At 36.2% G+C, this 20121-nt stretch carries 22 protein-coding genes; 7 read left to right on the plus strand and 15 right to left on the minus strand.

All coding sequences use genetic code 11. From position 1 onward, the window contains the following. Nucleotides 1-205: 205 nt before the first annotated feature. Nucleotides 206-754 (minus strand): DUF3231 family protein, encoded by a 549-nt coding sequence (locus FS608_RS10185; RefSeq protein WP_144549588.1) that lies wholly within the window; start codon nt 752-754, stop codon nt 206-208. 350 nt (nt 755-1104) lie between these two features. On the opposite strand from FS608_RS10185, the gene FS608_RS10190 reads away from it, so the two are divergent. After that, on the plus strand, nt 1105-1569 hold the full coding sequence (locus FS608_RS10190) for a low molecular weight protein-tyrosine-phosphatase (RefSeq protein WP_144549590.1): 465 nt from the start codon (nt 1105-1107) through the stop codon (nt 1567-1569). 233 nt (nt 1570-1802) lie between these two features. Here the strand turns inward: FS608_RS10190 and yhfH are convergent, their stop codons facing one another. The 3 genes from yhfH to FS608_RS10205 all read right to left on the minus strand — a co-directional run bounded on the left by yhfH (nt 1803) and on the right by FS608_RS10205 (nt 4004). Then, nucleotides 1803-1937 (minus strand): protein YhfH, encoded by a 135-nt coding sequence (gene yhfH, locus FS608_RS10195; RefSeq protein WP_144549592.1) that lies wholly within the window; start codon nt 1935-1937, stop codon nt 1803-1805. Between the two features lie 309 nt (nt 1938-2246). Next, on the minus strand, nt 2247-2912 hold the full coding sequence (locus FS608_RS10200; RefSeq protein WP_222127331.1) for a CPBP family intramembrane glutamic endopeptidase: 666 nt from the start codon (nt 2910-2912) through the stop codon (nt 2247-2249). A gap of 198 nt (nt 2913-3110) precedes the next feature. Then, nucleotides 3111-4004 (minus strand): AraC family transcriptional regulator, encoded by an 894-nt coding sequence (locus FS608_RS10205; RefSeq protein ID WP_144549595.1) that lies wholly within the window; start codon nt 4002-4004, stop codon nt 3111-3113. A gap of 118 nt (nt 4005-4122) precedes the next feature. Here FS608_RS10205 and FS608_RS10210 point away from each other — a divergent pair, with 118 nt between their 5' ends. Then, nucleotides 4123-5067: an EamA family transporter gene (locus tag FS608_RS10210; RefSeq protein WP_144549596.1), complete on the plus strand. Its 945-nt coding sequence runs from the start codon at nt 4123-4125 to the stop codon at nt 5065-5067. Nucleotides 5068-5117: 50 nt separating this feature from the next. Here the strand turns inward: FS608_RS10210 and FS608_RS10215 are convergent, their stop codons facing one another. Further along, nucleotides 5118-5528: an Lrp/AsnC family transcriptional regulator gene (locus FS608_RS10215; protein ID WP_144549597.1), complete on the minus strand. Its 411-nt coding sequence runs from the start codon at nt 5526-5528 to the stop codon at nt 5118-5120. 121 nt (nt 5529-5649) lie between these two features. On the opposite strand from FS608_RS10215, the gene FS608_RS10220 reads away from it, so the two are divergent. Next, complete coding sequence (locus FS608_RS10220; protein ID WP_144549598.1) at nt 5650-6411, plus strand: MBL fold metallo-hydrolase; 762 nt, start codon at nt 5650-5652, stop codon at nt 6409-6411. Nucleotides 6412-6480: 69 nt separating this feature from the next. On the opposite strand, the gene FS608_RS10225 is transcribed toward FS608_RS10220, so the two are convergent. Then, nucleotides 6481-7332, minus strand: coding sequence for an aldo/keto reductase (locus FS608_RS10225; RefSeq protein WP_144549599.1), 852 nt, complete (start codon nt 7330-7332; stop codon nt 6481-6483). A gap of 39 nt (nt 7333-7371) precedes the next feature. Beyond that, entirely contained in the window at nt 7372-8337 is a 966-nt protein-coding gene (locus FS608_RS10230) for an aldo/keto reductase (RefSeq protein WP_144549600.1), read from the minus strand. Nucleotides 8338-8519: 182 nt separating this feature from the next. On the opposite strand from FS608_RS10230, the gene FS608_RS10235 reads away from it, so the two are divergent. Beyond that, entirely contained in the window at nt 8520-9437 is a 918-nt protein-coding gene (locus FS608_RS10235) for an AraC family transcriptional regulator (RefSeq protein WP_144549601.1), read from the plus strand. Nucleotides 9438-9555: 118 nt separating this feature from the next. On the opposite strand, the gene FS608_RS10240 is transcribed toward FS608_RS10235, so the two are convergent. Beyond that, nucleotides 9556-9945 (minus strand): cupredoxin domain-containing protein, encoded by a 390-nt coding sequence (locus FS608_RS10240; protein WP_144549602.1) that lies wholly within the window; start codon nt 9943-9945, stop codon nt 9556-9558. Nucleotides 9946-10155: 210 nt separating this feature from the next. Then, on the minus strand, nt 10156-10704 hold the full coding sequence (locus FS608_RS10245) for a flavodoxin family protein (RefSeq protein WP_144549603.1): 549 nt from the start codon (nt 10702-10704) through the stop codon (nt 10156-10158). Nucleotides 10705-10847: 143 nt separating this feature from the next. Here FS608_RS10245 and FS608_RS10250 point away from each other — a divergent pair, with 143 nt between their 5' ends. Further along, complete coding sequence (locus tag FS608_RS10250) at nt 10848-11744, plus strand: LysR family transcriptional regulator (protein ID WP_144549604.1); 897 nt, start codon at nt 10848-10850, stop codon at nt 11742-11744. A 194-nt stretch (nt 11745-11938) separates the two neighbouring features. Here the strand turns inward: FS608_RS10250 and FS608_RS10255 are convergent, their stop codons facing one another. From FS608_RS10255 to FS608_RS10275, 5 genes are all read right to left on the minus strand, one after another. Then, complete coding sequence (locus FS608_RS10255) at nt 11939-12769, minus strand: hypothetical protein (protein ID WP_144549606.1); 831 nt, start codon at nt 12767-12769, stop codon at nt 11939-11941. A gap of 22 nt (nt 12770-12791) precedes the next feature. Beyond that, a complete protein-coding gene (locus FS608_RS10260) occupies nt 12792-15215 on the minus strand; it encodes a heavy metal translocating P-type ATPase (protein ID WP_144549608.1) in 2424 nt (807 codons plus the stop codon). A gap of 85 nt (nt 15216-15300) precedes the next feature. Then, nucleotides 15301-15507: a copper chaperone CopZ gene (gene copZ / locus FS608_RS10265; protein ID WP_144549610.1), complete on the minus strand. Its 207-nt coding sequence runs from the start codon at nt 15505-15507 to the stop codon at nt 15301-15303. A gap of 18 nt (nt 15508-15525) precedes the next feature. Next, nucleotides 15526-15846, minus strand: coding sequence for a metal-sensitive transcriptional regulator (locus tag FS608_RS10270; RefSeq protein WP_144549612.1), 321 nt, complete (start codon nt 15844-15846; stop codon nt 15526-15528). A 99-nt stretch (nt 15847-15945) separates the two neighbouring features. Continuing rightward, nucleotides 15946-16839 carry a DMT family transporter gene (locus tag FS608_RS10275; protein WP_144549614.1) on the minus strand — a complete coding sequence of 298 codons (894 nt, stop codon included), beginning with the start codon at nt 16837-16839 and terminating at the stop codon, nt 15946-15948. Nucleotides 16840-17022: 183 nt separating this feature from the next. Here FS608_RS10275 and FS608_RS10280 point away from each other — a divergent pair, with 183 nt between their 5' ends. Together FS608_RS10280 and infC are read left to right on the plus strand one after the other, a co-directional pair. Next, a complete protein-coding gene (locus tag FS608_RS10280; RefSeq protein WP_144549616.1) occupies nt 17023-17892 on the plus strand; it encodes a LysR family transcriptional regulator in 870 nt (289 codons plus the stop codon). A 150-nt stretch (nt 17893-18042) separates the two neighbouring features. Further along, entirely contained in the window at nt 18043-18519 is a 477-nt protein-coding gene (infC, locus tag FS608_RS10285; RefSeq protein WP_222127332.1) for a translation initiation factor IF-3, read from the plus strand. Between the two features lie 207 nt (nt 18520-18726). Here the strand turns inward: infC and FS608_RS10290 are convergent, their stop codons facing one another. Next, nucleotides 18727-19656, minus strand: coding sequence for a bifunctional helix-turn-helix transcriptional regulator/GNAT family N-acetyltransferase (locus FS608_RS10290; RefSeq protein WP_144549621.1), 930 nt, complete (start codon nt 19654-19656; stop codon nt 18727-18729). Nucleotides 19657-20121: the final 465 nt, after the last annotated feature.

Genomic DNA, 20121 nt, shown 5'->3' on the forward strand with positions numbered 1-20121 from the left:
TCTCCCAGTTATCTCTAAAAGAAATGCTGAATTGATTTCATCTATAAGTACATCATATAATTTTAATAAATTAACTTTATAGTCTTTTTTATTATTCACAGATTTATCTTTCCTTGGAAAATACCCATCTATGTTCAAAAATAACTATAAATCCATTTTTCAATTTCATAAATTTTTCATGCACATATCTACGCCCACTCTAGCTTTATGGTTGTTGGGTACCATTTGGAACGTAAAAAGGCGGTACTTTAATCCATCCACGTTTGCGCATTAAATGTTTTAATCTAGTTGCGAAAGCAAATTTCTCTGTTTGAAACTGAATAAACAGTAAACCGACATCTGTACGGATCGATTCGGTGGCAGCACCCGCTGCACGCATAATTAAACTGACGATTTTTAAAGATAATTCGTTTGCTATGACATCATCCGTTAATTTTACTCCAAAAGGGATACTGTTAGGGTCTGAATTTGGCATGTCTTCAGGTGCAGAAGGCAGTGGAATTCCTTCCTTAATCATGAATTCATGGAGCCTCTCCCTTTGGCTGGTTCCTAATTTCATATCTTCTTTAAGAATGGCTTTTAATTCTTCATCTGTCGTCGTATTGATACCTGCTTGAACAGATACTTTCGCTAATTCAAGTCCTGCTAAGTAAATCCAGCATGACATTACTTCCCCAACATGAAGCGGCTGGTCTTCATCTTGAATGGTCGTCGATTTTATGGCATCCATTACCATTTCCCATATATTTACCATGCGAATTCCTCCTGTGCTGGTCGTATATAGACATATTGTTTGTATGAAAAGATTTTTTATTCAGACGGGAACACCAGCAAAGTCAGATTTTAAGGAAGGTCCCTTAAGCTTGAGTGAAGTTAATCGCAATTCTGATGCAGGGAAACAGTCTATAAAAATAGCACTAGCGCCGTTCCATTTTTCTGTTTGGTACATACTTTGTGATTACGAATAAAAAATAAGGCACTGTACATTGCCTGAGGGTGTGCAAAATAACACACCTGTCCAATCCACTATTTTGTTAATACATACTTCATTTCAAAAAAGACTATTAAAATGAAAAAATAAAATCAATTAAAGGGGTTAAGCTCATGATCAACGTATTATTTGTATGCCTAGGGAATATTTGCCGTTCACCAATGGCTGAAGCTTTGTTTCGCAACTTAGTCAAAAAAGAAAATTTGACAAACAAAATCGCAGTTGATTCCGCTGCAACCAGTTCATGGCAAATCGGCTTCCCTCCGCACGAAGGAACTCTTGATATTCTGAAGAAATACAATATCTCTTCTAATGGGCTTGTTGGACGCCGTCTAAAGAAAGAAGACTTTTGGAAATTCGACTATATTATCGGAATGGATAAGAGCAATATAAAAAATATTTACAGGATAACCGGCAAGCCTAATCATCCAAAGATCATTAGGCTGCTCGACCTAACTAAATACAGAAAAGATGTCCCTGATCCATTTTATACAGGTGATTTTGATGAAACCTATCGACTTGTTTCAGCTGGGTGCCAGGTATTACTCAATAAAATACGCAGCGAACAAAACATATAAAAAAAGGCATCCATTTTAATCCGACGATAAAAATCGGATTACTTCCCCCACTAAACTACCAATTAATTGAAGAACAAAAAGGATATCGCCTCAGCAATCCCGTTTTTAAATAAGCGCTTCTCCTCTGGGTACTTTTTTACTTCAATTCAATAGTTCAGTTCTCACTCACTTAACGGTAAATTATTGTTATGAAAGTAAAAAACCCCCCAGCAATGCTGGAGAGTTAACAAACTTTACTCTACTTTTTTGGATAAACATTGGTCACAATCCATCAAATAACTTTCTGCTTGCTCTTGCATATGCTTCCCGCATTCAGTACATTCCTTTTTTGGCAAATTGCGGAAAAATTCAACTGGACTCATTAACATTTTAACTCCCCCTTTATTAATACAGTTCGTTGTTGTTTCTGTTGTTATAATACAGTATAAACAAAAAAAAGAAAAATGTATAGACCTTTTTTAAGTAAATCAAAAATGTTTTAATATGATCCTCAACTCTATTTATACCTTGTATATCCCAATAAAATCCTCAGTAATATAATCCTATTCCAGGTTAGGAATATAGTTTAACTTGCACCGTCATAAGAAGAGCATCCAAATTTAAAGGATGCTCTCTTGTAAAACTCACTTCTCAAATGTCCACTTAGATAGGCATACACTCTTGTAGCTTCACTCTTTTCATGGCCCATTAAGAAAGGAGATAAATATAGAATTAACTATCCCTGAAAATGAATTGGCAGTTCCATGACATATCCAACTTGCTAAAAACCCGTACTTTAAATAGACAAAGCTAAAGAGTATCCCTGGTAAGAAATAGAGCGGAAATGAATAAAGGTCAGGTCCATGGACGATAGCAAAGAAAAATGAAACCAGTATCACCCAGCCACTTATTAGTTTTTTATCTTTTATTTCAAATGCTCGGTAGTAAACCTTATTCGCTACATTTTCTAAGAATATAAGAGGTTTAGAAATACTTTTATTAACATATTTTTTTGTTACGAGAGACGTTTTAATGAACGTATGATGGAGGGCTAGATACGGCAAATAAACAATAAGAATGAAGCGGAATAGAAATTCTTCACTAAAAGGTCCTATGATCCCTAACAATAAAATCTCTCCAGCAGTAGTAAGTTCTTGATGCCCTAAATATTGAGCTTTACCAACCGATAATGGCTCTTTATCAAATAATGCTGGAAAGTAGAAAGAGGAATACACAAAAAAAAGCAACAATATTGCTAAAAGAACGGGTAACAATACCACTCTATCAAAAGCTTTGACTCTAATGAATTGTGCAAAGAAGTGCTTCCTTAGGCCCGGAGAAGCAATCCAAAAGAAAATTAACATAATTGAAGGTCCAAGAAAAATGTCTATATCTTTATCAGAAATGCCTAAATGAAACCTATCGTTCAAAAACATAATTGTTAGCATGAATAATATAGAGGCTAGAAAAAATAAAGATACGTTCTTTACTATTCGCATGAATTTTTCACACCCTATGCCTTTTATACATAATTATGAAGACAAGCTATTGTATATAACATTTCACAAGTGATCAGTAATTTTTATTTTTTTGTATGCTAATGGTGTCATGTTCATCGACTTTCGGAATTTATCAATGAAATAGCTTGTGCTGTTAAATCCTACTTGGTAGGCAACATCTGTGACATTGGATTCTGGTTGTTGTAGTAACACTAAACTTTTTTGAATTCGATAATTGGTTACATAGTTCAAAGGTGACGTTTTTAAAATCCGTTTGAAGTATCGACAGCATTCGGAACGGCTTAATTGACCAGCTCTTGCAATATCGTCTAACAGGATTTTTTCTGCATAATGTAGGTGAATCCAATTTAACATTTGCTTTATTCGCTGATTCTTTACCATTTCCGGCTGTTCGTACTCTAATTGAATACCATTCATAATGAGATTCTTCCACACTAACGTGAGTTGTACGCTGATGTCGATTTCATAGTATGGTGGATTTTGTTTTATCAACTGATTGATTTTCAAAATAGAGCCCAAAATATTGTTCGCCCAAAGCTCCTTTGGAACCAAGAGTAAATAAGGAATATTAGTAGCCTGAATATAAGGGGATACAAAGTTTGTATAAAGTTCTTGTGATAAAACGAAACTTGGAGAAACATTTAAACAAATATAGACACAGCCCGAATCATTCCTATCTTTTGCCATGTGAAGGCAGCCACTATTTATAAAAAGCCCTTCTCCTTTTTGAACAATAATATTTTCTTCATTTATTTGAAAAACTGCTTCTCCTCTTACAACGAGAACAAATTGAAATTCATCATGCCAGTGAAGTGGTATATATCCATGAATATTTTGGTTAATCGTGGTTTCATAACATGCAATTGGTAAGACAGTTGTTCGATGTTCAGTTAATTCTTTTAAACTTTGGTCCACCTGAAAATCTTTCATTTGCATATGACCACCTCAATATATTTATATTTTTCCATTCAATTCGGGTATTATTTCAAAGGTTTTCCCCTTATGATTTAAATATTATAACACTATTTTTATATTTTAAGGTGGAGAATCAAACATGAATAGACAAAAGGGAATACTTCTTGTAATGACTGGAGCAGTATTTTGGGGAATTGGCGGCACCGTTGCAAAAAAGCTTTTTCATCAGTATCAAATCGATGTAGATTGGTTGGTGACCATCCGCTTGCTTATAGCCGGTTTTTTACTCTTAACCGTTCAATTTTTCGGAAAGGATCGTTCCCAGATATTTGGGGTTTGGAGAACTAGAAGGACTGCGATTCAATTAATAATCTTCGGGTTAGTCGGTATGCTTGCAGTTCAATACACCTATATGGCTTCCATTAAGCATGGAAATGCCGCTGTTGCAACACTACTACAGTATTTAGCACCTATTATGATAATCGTATACTTAATTCTCCGCAAACAAACAGTTCTAACAAAAAGAGATTTGTTAACTGTTATTCTCGCATTAGTAGGTTGTTTTTTCTTATTAACAAATGGCTCAATTTTTCAATTATCTGTGGCTACACCTGCGATTATTTGGGGTGTATTATCAGGAATCGCTTTAGCATTTTATACTCTATATGCCGTACCACTCCTTGCGAAATTCGATTCCCTTGTCATTGTTGGATGGGCAATGATGATTGGTGGTTTTGCCTTAAGTTTTATCCATCCGCCTTGGCAAATGGACTTTACTAGCTTAACGTTTGATGCTTATATATATTTAATATTCGTTATCATCTTTGGTACGATGATTGCCTTTTGGTTTTATATAGAAAGTTTGCAAAGTCTTCAACCGAAAGAATCAAGTCTTTTAGGAAGCATAGAGCCGCTTGCTGCTGTTTTAACAACGGTCTACTGGTTAAAAGAACCTTTTGGTCATTTCCAATGGGTGGGTACGGCTTGTATCATTGGATTGATATTCTTGTTGGCTTTGAAAAAAGAGTCTTCATCACGATCTAGCCTACCTCCTAAAAATGAAGAGCCCCTCAGAGTTAGTTGATTAGAGGGGCTTAATTGATATATTCACAATCATTCATTTCTATTAATATATTATTTACTAATAACAATCGATAATTTATAGCTCACATAATTACTTAGGCTTGTTATAAATTCATCTAATATTTCATTGGATGGAAATTTACACTCGAGAAGATAACAACTTTCTCCACTGATTTTGTAGTTGTTCATGACAAATTGTTGTTGTGTTTTAGCAAAGGACAAATAAGGTTGATGGTTCGTACTTTTTGTATAGATATGTAAAAGAGCGTGAACGGCATATCCCATTTTTGCTTGATTGACTTTAATGCTATACCCCTCAATTATTCCCTGATCCTCTAACTTCGCAACTCTGGCTGAAGCTGCCTGTCCGGTCAAATGAACTTTTTCACCTAATTCCTTCATCGTGATCCGGCTGTTCTTTGAAAGTTCATCGATGATTCGCATATCAGTACTATCTAACATTTTTCAAATCAACTCCTTTCAATAATCAAGTGAAACTGCAAAAAGACTTGATTTTATCTATGTAGTAAATTGCAGTCCTAGTATAAACTATATGTACATTATTGAAAAGGAGCCTAAGAATATGAATCTACAACACATTCGAAATGCAACCATTGTTGTCCAATATGCAGGGAAGAAGTTTTTAATAGATCCATTTTTGTCTGAGAAGGGTACGTACCCGCCCTTTCGCAATTCATTAAGGCAAGATCAAAAGAATCCTTTAGTCAGTTTACCAACCTCCATTGACGATATTGTTAATCATGTAGATGCTGTAATTGTAACTCATCTACACTTAGATCACTATGATGATGCTGCCAAAGATATTCTGCCAAAACATATTAAAATGTTTGTACAAAATGAAGAGGATGCTGAAAAAGTTAGAAACGATGGTTTTCAAAATGTAGAAGTTCTACAAGAAGATACCGTTTTTGATGGGATCCAATTAATTAAAACAAAAGGCGAGCACGGACGAGGAGAAATTTTAAAACTTCTTGGCCTAGTGTGTGGGGTTGTCTTCAAACACTCAAATGAGAAAACTTTATATGTAGCTGGAGATACCGTTTGGTATAAAGCAGTTCAAGAAGTCATTGAAACACATCAACCAGAAATCATTGTTGTAAACGGTGGAGATAATCAGTTCCTGCAAGGTGGTTCTCTAGTTATGGGGAAAGAAGATATTTATGAAGTTTACAAAACAGTTCCTCATGCAAAAATAATTTCTGTTCATATGGAAGCAGTCAATCATTGGACCTTATCTAGAGAAGAATTGAAAAGTTTCATTCATGATAAAGGAATCTCCACAAATGTACTGGTGCCAGATGACGGGGAATCATACTCCTTTTAGAAACCAGAACAGACAGAAAAACATTTTTTCTGTCTGGTTTTTATTCAAAAAGTAAGAAGTAAAATCGCATTAGATATCAAGTTTACGAGTCCCGATCCATTTCACCATTTCAGGATCCCTATGTGAAAAAAACAGGCTATCTTTCGAGTCTAATGCTGCAATTCTTTCCATATCCCCTTGGCTTAATTCAAAGTCAAAGATATTGAAGTTTTCGATGATTCTTTCCTTACGAACCGATTTTGGAATCGCCACGACTCCTCTTTGTGTTAACCATCGTAGAATCACCTGTGCTACTGATTTATTATGATTTTCGGCTATTGATACTAAAATTTCGTTTTGGAACATGTTATTCTTTCCTTCGGCAAATGGCCCCCAGGACTGTATTTGAACTTTGTTCTCGTGCATAAATGCAGCACTTTCTATTTGCTGGCAGAAAGGATGGGTTTCAACTTGGTTTATGGCAGGAACGACTTCATTATGAATGATCAAATCCACTAGACGGTCACTATGGAAGTTACTTACTCCAATTGCCCGGATTTTCCCCTCATGATACAATTCCTCCATCGCGCGCCAAGAACCATATACATCGCCAAATGGCTGATGAATTAAATACAAATCCAAATAATCCAATTGCAATCTTTCCAGTGATTTTGCGAATGCTCTCTTTGTGCTCTCATAACCCGCGTCCTGAACCCAAAGTTTTGTCGTAATAAACAGGTCCTCTCTTGGCACACCACTCCGTTTGATGGCTCTGCCGACTGCTTCTTCATTTAGATATGATGCAGCGGTATCGATCAATCGATAGCCTGCCATAATCGCGTCGTAAACAGCTTGTTCACATTCCTTTGCATCTTGGATTTGAAAAACTCCAAAGCCGAGTATCGGCATTTCAATACCATTGTTCAAGATTACTTTTTTCATAAAAAATTCCTCCTTTTGGGTCAATTAAACTTATTTTTCTTAGAAATGAGTTTCATCAATATCAATTTTAGATAGGGCAATATTTAAGCGATCTAATTCTTCCTTTGTTAATTCGATAGCAGCCCCACCTAAGTTCTCTTCTATTCTGTGTAATTTTCTTGTACCAGGAATTGGGATAATAAATGGTTTTTGAGCTAATTCCCATGCAAGTGCAACTTGTGCATTGGATGCATTCTTACCTTTAGCAACTTCAGCAATTAATTCTAATAACGCTTGGTTATGATCAATTACTTCTGGTTTGAATCTGCCCATGAAACTTCTAAAATCGCCTTCTTCATATGTTGTATCTTTTGTAAATTTTCCGCTTAAGAAGCCGTTTCCTAATGGACTGTAAGCCACAAAAGAAATCCCTAATTCTTCACAAATATCAAATAATTCATTTTCCGGTTCACGCCACATCATGGAGTATTGATTTTCAATGGCAGCAATCGGACACACAGCATGTGCACATTTCATGTAATCAATCGGCGCATTCGATAGTCCCCATGCCTTAATCTTTCCTTCAGCCATTAATTGCTTCATCGTTTCCGCAACTGCTTCTGGTTCTACATTCGGATCCATACGATGCTGATAATATAAATCAATGCAATCGACTTTTAATCTTTTTAATGAGCCTTCTAATTGTTCTTTAATAGATTCTGGGTAACTATCTAAAATATTTTGAGGGAGACCATTTACCATTTCTTGTCCAGTGATTCCAAATTTAGTAGCAATCACAACTTCTTCTCTTACTGGTGCAAGTGCTTGCCCTAATAATTCTTCATTTGATTCCCCATAAACTACAGCCGTATCAAAGAAATTACAGCCCAGTTCAACAGATCTAAGAATTAATTTGATCATGTCATCACGATCAGCCGGTTTTCCATAAGCATGATCCATGCCCATACAACCGAGCCCAATAGCGGAAACTTCCAATCCACTTTTGCCTAATTTACGCTTTTTCATTTTTTTCCTTCCTCCACTTTTATTAACCATTAGCTGATGCTCTTATTATGCAACAAATGAAATCACGCCTGGTATCACAATCGTATCAAATGATTGCACAATCCTCTCAGAGCCATTTACGTAGAATGTAAATACCCATTATAATGAGACCATTGCGAATGAAGAAGTCAAAGGAGGATTTTATGTTTGAACAATTATACAGACAACGAGTGGAGCTCGCCAAAATCATAGCGGATTATACAGGACAGGACGGAACTCAAATGACTGCTATTCCGTCTTTATTTTTCTCCCGTTATTCTAGTGATACTGGACCAAATTATGGGGTTCACACCCCTTCCTTATGCATTGTCGTTCAAGGGATGAAACAGGTATTGCTTTCACAGGAGCGCTTCATTTACGGTCCTGCCGATTATCTTGTTGCATCCGTTAACCTGCCAATTACCGGACAAGTCACGGAAGCCTCTTCCGAAGTACCTTATTTGGCTCTTAAACTTGAATTTACACCGAAGGAAATATTGGAGGTATTACGTGAGTTCCAACTGGGAGCTGATAAGAAGGAGAATGCCAAAAGAGGTATGTATGTTAGCAAAATGGAGCCATTCTTGCTAGATGCAGTAACAAGATTAGCTCGATTGCTAGATACTCCGAAAGATATCAAAGTACTTGCTCCACTAATCGTGAAAGAAATCATCTATCGGGTGCTGCAAGGAAATCACGGGGAAATGTTGAAACAAATAGCCATAAAAGGAAGTTCTACTCATCAAATCGGTGATGTGATTGAACATATTATGAAAAACTATGAAAAATCTTTTAAGATTGAGAAACTTGCCGAAATAGCAAATATGAGTGTTTCTTCCCTTCATCGTCACTTTAAAGAAATTACCGCGATGAGCCCCATCCAATTCCAAAAACAACTGAGACTTCAAGGAGCACGGAGCCTGTTATTATCGGAATCAGCAGATGCCGCAGATGTTGCGTATCGTGTAGGTTACGAAAGTCCATCACAGTTCAGCCGCGAATATTCACGTATGTTTGGTTACCCGCCTAAAGAAGATATAAAGCGCCTGAGGGAAAACGATGACGAAACGATAAACGCCTGAATCCCCTGCCTAATGGTGGGGTCCTTTTTTGGGGAGGAAAGGGACCACTTTATCTAGAAATGAATTTGGCTGTAAATTATTCGTTACTTAAAAAAGCAAGGCCCAATTGGCCCTGCCTTTACTTCACGATTACTTTCCCAACCATTCCTTCCTGGAAATGGTACCGGCAGATTAGTTCATATGTACCGGGATTTTTCGGTGTTACGGTAATAGTTATTTCTTTTCCCGGCTGGACTTCGGTGTTAATTCCGAGCTTTTCCACGGTGAAGGTGTGCGGTTTCTTACCTTGGTTCTTCAAAATCAATGTTGTCGTTTGTCCATTCGGAATAGTGATGTCCTTCGGATTAAAGTAATTATCATTCAATCCGACCGCTATCGCTTTCGCTGTCTCAACAGGCTTTGTTGTTAGACCAGATTCGGCGAATACATAATGTGAACCAGAAGTTGACATCACGACAATCGTTGCAAGTAAAACGACCCATCCAGTTAACCACTTTTTCAAATTCACTCCCATTCCCCTCCTTTCTTTAGTACTATTGTTTTCCAATTCATAAATTATTATCACTATAAATTTGGTTCCAACCTGGTTTAAATAGTTACTCTTTTCTCTGTACCAGTTGCAAAAATATGACTCTAAGGATAACGGGTTACCTATGAGTTGCAAAACGATCATTCACACTTAAATTCACAGTGTTTTTCAAAGGGTTTCCACATTCTTTCATTGGTTTTCAGTTAATTTATTACGAAATTGAGTAGCTGCGAAAAGCGCACCTTTGTCTTGAAATATTTCCTCAGGTTTGTTTCCATTTCCAATAATATATCCGGCAAATTCAATTCCCATAAAATCAAAAATGTAATTAAATTGCTGAATCATTGGCAGTCCTTTAATGTAAGGATCATCTCCTCCAACAGCAATAACAAATGCTTTTTTGGAAGCCATTTTATTCTTGAAATCAGGATATTTTGGGTCCCTTAAGGTTTGTGACCATCGATCAATAAAGTTTTTCATTGCTCCTGACATGCTATACCAATAAATTGGAGTAGAGAATATTAATATGTCATGTGGAAGTATGCGATCGATTATAGAATTATAATCATCATTTCTGTCCTGAAAACCCTCTTCCGAATGACGCATGTCTATAATTGGTTGGATATTAAAATCTCTTAAATGAATTTTTTCTGACTCTATTTCTTTAATTACGTGTTCTGTCAGCATCTCCGAATTTCCATTATGACGGGTTCCCCCATATATGACTGCTATTGACATTTTTCATTTCCCCTTTTCCTTTAAAATATGGTTTTTACTATTTGTTCCTTGATTGCTTATATCTTATAATGAATTTTAAAATCGATAAAGATGATTATTCCGATTAAATAAATCGAATAAAACGATTAAGGAGGCCGGATAATTTGGAAATTAAACAATTGATAACTTTTAAAAATGCCGAAGAAAATTTAAACTTTACCCAGACTGCAAAAATATTAAATTTTGCACAATCAAGTGTGACTGCACAAATTAAAGCTCTTGAAGATGAAATTGGCAAACCCTTATTTGAACGTCTAGGGAAAAGATTGATTTTAACGGAAGCTGGGCGCCAGTTTAAATTATATGCTGAAAAGATGATAAAACTAAGGGATGAAGCGATGACAGCTGTGAAGGCAGAAGAAGAACCAACTGGTACCTTAATAATTGGTGCCCAAGAGAGCCAGTGCACCTATCGTTTGCCTCCAATTCTTAAAGAGTTCAAGGCTGCATTTCCCAAAGTGAAGCTCGTCTTTAAACCTGCACATTCTGACGAAATGGCTAGAAATCATCTTATGGAGGGTCTATTAGATGTTGCTTTTATTATGGATATAAATAAGCCTGAGGGTTCATTAAGAGTGGAGCAACTTATCAGAGAGGAATTCAAAATGGTCGTCGCATCAAACTATCCCAAACCAGTGCTCTCACTAAATGACCTTAAGGATGAGACTCTTTTGCTTACAGAAATGGGATGTTCTTATAGAATGATATTCGAAGACTCCCTTAAATCAGCAGGAGTATTTCCACTGGATAAAATTGAATTTAGTAGTATCGAGGCAATCAAACAATGTGTAATTGCAGGTCTAGGAGTAGCACTATTACCAGAGATGGTAGTGAAAAAAGATATTATAGAGGGTAGAATGAAGGAAATACCATGGAAGGGGCCCGAATCATCACTTTTCACTCAAATTGCTTGGCATAAGGATAAATGGATAACTCCCCCATTAGAGGCATTTATTAATTTAACTCGTCAGATTTTTTTATCTGATTACAACTTTAGTTAAAAAAGGATTTTTAATTATATGTCTTGTAAATGGAAAAAGGCTGTTCCAACTAAGAAACGCCTTTATTCCTAGACTTGCTAAAAATTACACCTGCCTCTAAATGAAACACCTTCCCTGCCTGACAATCCGTTCAGGTAGGTCTCGTATAAATCTCTAGATGGACTTTTGCCATCATTATCACCCTTTATATTTTATTATTTAACTTCGATAACAAATGGATAGGCATTGACCTGTCCGTGAAACTTGAATTCAGCCCAAAGCTTATAAATTCCCGCCTTTTCAAATTGTGTTTCAAATACAGTTTTATCATTTGATACTGGATGGACATGAATAAATTTCTCTCCTGCTTCATCAAGGATGACGACATGACCTAATGCACCTAAATACTCTTCAGGTTTCCCACCCTTTACATCAAAATTAAGGACAACCTCTTTGTTAACCTCGAATGAACGAGTTGTTAATTCAACCGTTTGACCATTGATGGTCTTGGTGAAATCCTTATCCGGAACAAGTTCGTTATCGCCGTGCGCATGTCGCGCTTCACCAACATGCAACTCAATAGGTCTTATCTTATATTGAAGCCCTTTTGGTTGGATATCAACGAAAGCTATATAAGAATTACCTGCTAAATTTGCCTTCACTTGATACGTTCCTTCGCCCTTTTGTTCTGGATGTAAATGATGGTACTCTTTTAAGTCTGAGCTAACGACAATCAAATGCATATATTTTTCGTGAGAAACTTCAAGTACCGGAACATGATTATTTATACCTTTTAATTCAATGGTGATTTCTCCATTTGCATAGGACACTTTTGGTGTAACCTCGCTAGTAGTGCTGTTAGTATGATTCCCGTGCTCTTGATGACTCTGTTGATGATTCATGCTTTCTTCTCCCTGTTCAGCAGTTGTATGATGACTGTGTTCCTCAGGTTTTGGATTAATATTTGCATACACACTATAACCAACAATGACGATCCCAAGATAAGTGATAGCTGAAACCGCCCAAATCATTATGCTTTTTTTCATATAAGCCTCCTCCTTTTCTACATTATGCTTTTAACTTAATTCTCTGAAGTCTGAGTGCGTTGAGAACAACCGATACAGAACTAAATGCCATTGCTGCACCGGCTAACCATGGTGCTAAGAAACCTGATGCTGCGATTGGAATTCCTATGACGTTATATGCAAGCGCCCAGAAAAGATTTTGCTTAATATTTGTGATCGTCTTTTTACTCATAAAAATCGCGTCCGCAATACTAGTTAAATCGCCACGAATTAGGGTAATATCTGCTGCTTCCATTGCCACATCGGTACCTGTACCAATTGCCATACCGATATCAGCTGTTGCAAGTGCCGGAGCATCATTAATTCCATCTCCGACCATGGCTACTTTTTTACCAGCTTGTTGAAGCTTTTTCACTTCTTCTGCCTTCCCTTCTGGTAATACTTCTGCTATGACTTTCTTGATTCCAACTTGATCCGCAATTGCTTGCGCGGTTTGGGTATTATCCCCTGTAATCATTACTACTTCTAATTCCATGCTATGCAAGCGGGAAATGGCTTCCTTAGAAGTATCTTTAAAGGTATCCGCTACGGCAACAATACCTGCATAGCGCCCATCGATGGCTATTAACATTGCTGTTTTCCCTTGCTTTTCCAAGTTCTCCATATTGGCCAGTACAGATTGAACATTGACACTATATTTTGCCATGAGTCTACGTGTCCCGATTAATAACTGCTTACCATTCACCATTGACTGTATACCGAAACCAGGAATAGCTTCGAAACTATCAGACGAACCAAGGTTTATTCCTTTTTCCTTTATACCTTTCACAATTGCTTCGGCAAGTGGATGTTCAGAGTTTCTTTCCGCCGTACCGACCAGCGTTAGCAATTCATTTTCGTTAACGCCTTCTGCAAAAATAACATCTGTTAAAGAGGGTTTTCCGTTGGTAACTGTACCTGTTTTATCAAGTATTATCGTATCTAAGCGATGAGTTGTTTCAAGATGTTCCCCTGCTTTAAATAATATCCCAAATTCGGCTGCACGACCTGAGCCCGCCATAATCGAAGTTGGTGTAGCTAATCCCAATGTACAAGGGCAAGCGATCACTAATACTGCAATAAATTTTTCAAGAGCATCCGCAAAATCACCAGGATTTATAGCAAAATACCATACAAGGAAAGTAATTATCGCTATGCCTACAACGATTGGCACAAATATTCCTGAAATCACATCAGCTAACCGCTGAATAGGCGCTTTAGAACCTTGTGCTTCTTCAACCACCTTAATAATTTGAGCTAATGCTGTATCTTTACCAACTTTTGTTGCTTTCATTTTCAAGAAACCATTTTTATTAATTGTTGAACCAATAACGGTATCTCCCACTGTTTTATCTATTGGAATACTTTCACCCGTTAACATTGATTCATCAAGGGCAGACCTGCCTTCCACAATTTCGCCATCAACCGGCACTTTTTCACCTGGTTTCACATAAACAATATCCCCTTGTAAAACTTCCTCAATCGGGATTATCATCTCTTGACCATCACGAACGACTGTTGCATTTTTCGCCTGTAGTCCCATTAATTTTTTAATCGCCTCAGACGAACGTCCTTTAGCCTTTGCTTCAAAAAGTTTCCCTAATATAATTAAGGTAATTAGAACAGCGCTTGTTTCATAATAGAGTTCTACCATATGAGCACCGGAACCAATGGAGCTAATACTTAAATATAAACTATAAAAATATGCAGCTGATGTCCCCAATGCAACAAGCACATCCATATTTGCACTCTTATTTCTTAACGCTTTATAAGCTCCCACATAAAACTGTTTACCAACGATGAATTGTACTGGTGTTGCAAAAGCTAATTGAACCCATGGATTCATTAACATATCTGGCAGCCAAATAAACTGTGTAAATTCAAAGTGGCTAACCATCGCCCACAACAAAGGGAATGACAAGATAAGAGAAAAAATAAACTTACCTTGCTGCTTTTCAATTTCTTTTTGACGATGGTCAACCTGTTCTCCTGCATTTTCTTTCTTTTGTTCCAGGGTATACCCTAGCTTTTTAATAGCCTCTTTCATTTCGGGGATAGAAACCTGTTCAGGATTATATTCCACAAGAACTGTTTCTAACGCGAAGTTGACAGGCGCTTTTTCAACGCCCTCTAATTTGTTTAGTCTTTTTTCAATTTTATTGGCACATGCCGCACAGGTCATTCCGGTTATATCAAATTCCACTTTTTCTTTTACAACATCATAACCTAAAGACTGGATTTTCTTTTGGAAATCCTGTTCAGATGCCACTTCTGGATCATATTTGATGGTGGACTTTTCAAGCGCTAAATTAACATTAGCCTCTTTTACACCCTCCACTTTTTGGAGTCCCTTTTCAATTCTTGTGGCACAAGCTGCACAGGTCATTCCGGTTATTTGTAAGGTTGTTTCTTTTATTTCATTATTCATTGATATCCACCTCTTTCATACGGGTAGGGGGTATATTTTATTACTAAAGATAACGTGCGTTTCGGGGCACGTTAGCTTTAATATCCTATTCAACATCATAGCCCTGGTCATCAATTGTTTCTTTGATCTTGCTTAAGGGAACTTCGGCAGGGGTAAATTCAACATCGACTGTTCCTTCTGCTAACTTAACCGTAACAGAATGAACACCATCAAGTTTTCCAACATTACCTTCAATCGAATTTACACAATGACCACAAGACATTCCATTAACCTTTAAATTAATCTTTTCCATTAATAATCACTCTCCCATTTATTTTTTCATTAATTTTTCTATAGTTAAAAGAAATTCATCTAAAACTTCTGTATCACCCTCGTTTATTCGTTCCAATACACAAGTTTTTAAATGACCATCTAGAAGAATTTTTGCCACACTGTTTAAAGCAGATTGTGTAGCTGAAATTTGCATAACAACATCATCACAATAAGTGTCTTTTTCAATTAATCCTTTAATCCCTCGAATTTGACCTTCAATTCGATTTAAACGAGTAACCAAGTTTTTCTTTACTTTATCGGAATGATGACTCTTTCTTTCATTAGAAAGATGACAATCATGATTCATGTTTTCATTCATTCAACCTCACCTCCACATTCTCAATTTACTATACCCCCCTATAGTATGTCAAGAGATTAAAAAAAGTGCAGGGTTGAAAAATACCCACTGCTCTTTTCACTATTTCGATAGAATTTTTGCGCTCCGTTTGGTTAGGCTAATAAATTTAGTTTCGCTAACAAATGTAGAACCCAACAGAAGTGCACCACCCAGCATTTGAATAGTAGTCATATGTTCTTGGATGATAATTGCAGAAATCAATATAGCTACAAATGGGTCTACATAACTTAGCATAGCTATACTCTGCCCTTTTAATTTTTCCATACCAGAGAAAAATAACAAAAATCCAATCCCTGTATTGACAATCCCTAAAATTATAATATAAGGAATGGAAGAACCTGATACTTCAAAGATACCAAAGCCCGAAGTCAAGAAAACATATGGCATTAACAGTAAAGTGGTTGTTCCAAGCTGAATGATGGTAAGCTCTAACTTTCCCATATCTCTAATAAATTTATTTAAAAGTAATAACGCAGCATAAAAAGCACCTGCGATTAATCCAAATGAAAGTCCAAGTATATCATCTGATTTGGATGTACTCACTCCTTCACCTACAATCATTAACATACCTACGATCGCTACTCCAATACACACAATTTTTTTAATGGATAGTTTTTCCCGAAGTACAAAGGGAGAAAGAATTATCACAAACACCGGTGCAAAGTAATAACCTAGCGTTGCATTGGCAATTGTCGTATAGTCATACGATTGATAAAGAAAAATCCAATTTCCACCCAATGCAATACCTGAAAGTATCAAAAATAAAGCATTAGATTTTACTAAATTCCATGCAATTTTTTTCTTCATCAACAAGAATATTAGCAGTAAAAATACGCATCCAAGGAAACTGCTTAGTAAAGCCCTTTCGCTCGATGATAGATCAATGAATCGAACAACCAGACCAATTGTACTAAAAATAATCATTGATAATATAAACTGAATTTTAGATTTCATCGTCAACTCCTACACTGTCAGGTCTTTTTTCCATCATATCACTCACATAAAACATATCTTTAGATACCCATCCCTTTCAAACTTGATATTTCATTGGGATTAGCATAGCATACTCATATGTATTACAAAATTGAATGTTTCTCATGTTAGATATGACAAAATTGAATGCGAAAGAGGAAAAATATGAATATCCAAAAATATATGGCATTTGTCAAAGCAGTAGAATTTGGGAGCTTTACAAGAGCTGCTGATGCATTAAATTATACACAGTCTGGAATCAGCCGTATGATTAGCGATTTAGAAACGGAATGGGGGGTTTTCCTTTTTGAAAGAGGACGCGCTGGTATCAGTTTAACATCTGATGGATTAAAGTTACTGCCTCATTTAAAACGAATATGTAATGAACATGAAAATTTAATGATGCAGGTAGAGGAATTAAACAATATTCAATCTGGGATGATCCGTATTGGAACATTTTCAAGCGTGGCAACCCATTGGCTACCTATTATTATTAAATTCTTTAAGAAGGACCATCCCAATATTGATTTTGAACTGCTGTTAGGAGATTATACAGAAATAGAAAGCTGGATTATAGAGGGACGTGTTGACTTTGGATTTTTACGGCTACCGACAAAGGCAGAAATTGAAACTATCTTTTTGGAGCAAGACCGATTGCTGGTTGTAATTCCTCAAGATCATCCGCTTGCTAATTGCGATAAGTTTCCAGTCAGCGAATTATTGAACAATCCATTTATGCTATTGGAAAAGGGAGCTAAAGCAGAAATCTCAGAAATTTTTGAGAGGCACCAAATTTCACCTCAAATCCAATTTACAACATGGGATGACTATGCCATTATGTCAATGGTGGAAAATGGGCTGGGAATCAGTATATTACCAGAATTGATTTTACACCGTATTCCTTACCAAGTTTTAGTAAAAGAGCTTGAAGTTCCTGCTTTTCGAAATATTGGGATTGCTATGAGAGAGCATAAATCACTTTCACTTGCATCCAAGAGATTTTTAGAATATTTACCATATAGAAAGAGAGATTGAAAAAGTTTGCAGGAGAAATTTTAGCACAGTCAGTAAATAAAAATCTTGATATAAGATTCTAGTATAAGAGCCCTTCCCTCCCCTGATTTTTTACATAGATTGTAATGAATGAGTATAAATTGGAGGGATTTATTTATAAAAAAAATTATTATGAACGAGGCTATTCAGTCAAAAGAAGTGCGACTCGTATCAGAAAGCGGACAACAAGTGTTACCCACTGTTCAAGCGCTTGATATGGCGTTTGAAATGGGATTAGACCTTATCCAAATCAGTGAATCAGATCCGCCAGTTTGTAAGATTTTAGATGGCGGAAAATACAAATTTGATTTAAAGAAAAAAGAAAAACAGAGCAAACAGAATCAGAGAACAATAGAAACAAAGGAAATACGGATGACCATCACCATTGACGAAAATGACCTCCAAACAAAGATAAAAAGCGCAATTGCCTTTTTAACAAAAGGTTTTCACGTAAAGGTAAGCGTTCGTTTTCGTGGAAGAGAAATCACGCATTCAAAACTCGGCGAAGAACTTCTCGATAATTTTTGCCAAGAGGTTAGCCACTTGGTGAATTCTAGATCAAACCCAACATTGCAAGGACGCATGTTATCGATTTTGTTAAAACCATAAAAAGAGTTACAGAAATAAGCCGAAAAACCAAATTGGGAAAATCGGCTTATTTCCATATACAATGGTTTTTTGGCTTTATGTTAAGGGTTTGCTTTGTACAAAAACCTAGCATCACTTAAAAATTGAATAGATACATTCATGAAATTTGTTTTCTATACTCATTATTATCCTTGAGGTTCTTCATCAGTTTTGGATTCTAAAATATCATTATTTCTCATCGGATAGCTCTAATTCCCATCGTTCTTCTACTAATTTCGATCCAGTCCACTCAAAATTTTGTTTTTCTTCTGTTAATCTAAAATTATATTTTTGGTATAGATGACGAGCAGCGCCTAAAACACTTACCGTCCATAGGAAAACATGTTTGTATCCTTGTTTTTTACAGAAATCGATGGCAGTCTCTATCAGTTTCTTACCTATCCCTAACCCATGATAATTTTCATCCAAAATAAACCATCTTAATTGGGCCACCTGATCGTTTGATTTGGTAATCGCGATTGAACCCGCCACTTTACCATCTACTTCAGCAATCCACAGTTCTCCTCCTTCTGAATTGATCATAAATTCAGTCAAGCCCTTCATGACGTAATATTCAAACATTCGTCCAAACTTATATGTATTTTCGTACAAGGTCCCATGAAGGTGTCCCACGAAACCAACATCTCCTGGTTGAAAAGTTCGAATGGATACCTCTGATTGAGATGTATGCTCTTTAGTGAAAATAGATTCTATCGTTTCCATGGAACTGATCAGCTTAGTCAAATCACGATTAGATATTTCTTGAGTCATTTTTCCTACTTCACGATTAGCATTATCAACTAAATCATTAAAAATTTCTTTACCATTGTCAGTGAGATAAAGTATGTATTGGCGTTTATCGTCAGATGCTTGCTTTTTATTAATAATGTTTTCTTCCTCAAATTTTTGAAGGATTCGGCTCATCTGCCCACGGTCTATTCCAAGATTTTCTCTAACTTCCGTTGCAGTACAACCGTTTCTAGAATTGATTTCAGTTATCACACGTGCCTCTGTTAACGGAAAAGGTTTATTATAAATTTCTTGATCAATTTTACCAAGGACATTGGCATAATACCGATTGAATCTCCGAATTTTTTCTACACATTGAAGTTTTTCCATCTTTCTACCACCTTAATATTCAGAATATTTAACATTAAAAATAGTATATGGAATTTAGTTGACTTAGTCAACTATATGTCATCATAAAGAAACTACTGCTCAATGTTTCCTTTTTCGGTTATATAGAAAAACAGCCTGAGTCTTTTTTGACATCAGGCAACTAAAGGCTTTTTACAATAAATTTACATTTTATCAACTTATTATTAATAAAACTCTTCTATAATGATGGTAACAAGGATGATTTTGAAAGGAGTGGGCTGCATGCTCGAGTTCATGATTAGAATTGTTATCTTGATTCCCATTTGTATTTTAATGTAATGTCGATGTACTTCTATACTCATCTTCCCTATCAAGGAAAGGTATATATACATGCATACCCCTGCTACTATTCTTCCCTATTCTCTCCACTCGACTTAGTCATTCCGGAACGTAAACATTTTCAAAATCACACCATTCCATTCATCA

Source organism: Bacillus sp. X1(2014) (genome assembly GCF_007678255.1).

Excerpts from the sequence above, each read along its gene's own strand:
- FS608_RS10185 (WP_144549588.1), bottom strand. The coding sequence starts at position 754 with ATGGTAAATATATGGGAAATGGTAATGGATGCCATAAAATCGACGACC.
- FS608_RS10190 (WP_144549590.1), top strand. The coding sequence starts at position 1,105 with ATGATCAACGTATTATTTGTATGCCTAGGGAATATTTGCCGTTCACCA.
- yhfH (WP_144549592.1), bottom strand. The coding sequence starts at position 1,937 with ATGTTAATGAGTCCAGTTGAATTTTTCCGCAATTTGCCAAAAAAGGAA.
- FS608_RS10200 (WP_222127331.1), bottom strand. The coding sequence starts at position 2,912 with ATGTTAATTTTCTTTTGGATTGCTTCTCCGGGCCTAAGGAAGCACTTC.
- FS608_RS10205 (WP_144549595.1), bottom strand. The coding sequence starts at position 4,004 with ATGCAAATGAAAGATTTTCAGGTGGACCAAAGTTTAAAAGAATTAACT.
- FS608_RS10210 (WP_144549596.1), top strand. The coding sequence starts at position 4,123 with ATGAATAGACAAAAGGGAATACTTCTTGTAATGACTGGAGCAGTATTT.
- FS608_RS10215 (WP_144549597.1), bottom strand. The coding sequence starts at position 5,528 with ATGTTAGATAGTACTGATATGCGAATCATCGATGAACTTTCAAAGAAC.
- FS608_RS10220 (WP_144549598.1), top strand. The coding sequence starts at position 5,650 with ATGAATCTACAACACATTCGAAATGCAACCATTGTTGTCCAATATGCA.
- FS608_RS10225 (WP_144549599.1), bottom strand. The coding sequence starts at position 7,332 with ATGAAAAAAGTAATCTTGAACAATGGTATTGAAATGCCGATACTCGGC.
- FS608_RS10230 (WP_144549600.1), bottom strand. The coding sequence starts at position 8,337 with ATGAAAAAGCGTAAATTAGGCAAAAGTGGATTGGAAGTTTCCGCTATT.
- FS608_RS10235 (WP_144549601.1), top strand. The coding sequence starts at position 8,520 with ATGTTTGAACAATTATACAGACAACGAGTGGAGCTCGCCAAAATCATA.
- FS608_RS10245 (WP_144549603.1), bottom strand. The coding sequence starts at position 10,704 with ATGTCAATAGCAGTCATATATGGGGGAACCCGTCATAATGGAAATTCG.
- FS608_RS10255 (WP_144549606.1), bottom strand. The coding sequence starts at position 12,769 with ATGAAAAAAAGCATAATGATTTGGGCGGTTTCAGCTATCACTTATCTT.
- FS608_RS10260 (WP_144549608.1), bottom strand. The coding sequence starts at position 15,215 with ATGAATAATGAAATAAAAGAAACAACCTTACAAATAACCGGAATGACC.
- copZ (WP_144549610.1), bottom strand. The coding sequence starts at position 15,507 with ATGGAAAAGATTAATTTAAAGGTTAATGGAATGTCTTGTGGTCATTGT.
- FS608_RS10270 (WP_144549612.1), bottom strand. The coding sequence starts at position 15,846 with ATGAATGAAAACATGAATCATGATTGTCATCTTTCTAATGAAAGAAAG.
- FS608_RS10275 (WP_144549614.1), bottom strand. The coding sequence starts at position 16,839 with ATGAAATCTAAAATTCAGTTTATATTATCAATGATTATTTTTAGTACA.
- FS608_RS10280 (WP_144549616.1), top strand. The coding sequence starts at position 17,023 with ATGAATATCCAAAAATATATGGCATTTGTCAAAGCAGTAGAATTTGGG.
- infC (WP_222127332.1), top strand. The coding sequence starts at position 18,043 with ATGAACGAGGCTATTCAGTCAAAAGAAGTGCGACTCGTATCAGAAAGC.
- FS608_RS10290 (WP_144549621.1), bottom strand. The coding sequence starts at position 19,656 with ATGGAAAAACTTCAATGTGTAGAAAAAATTCGGAGATTCAATCGGTAT.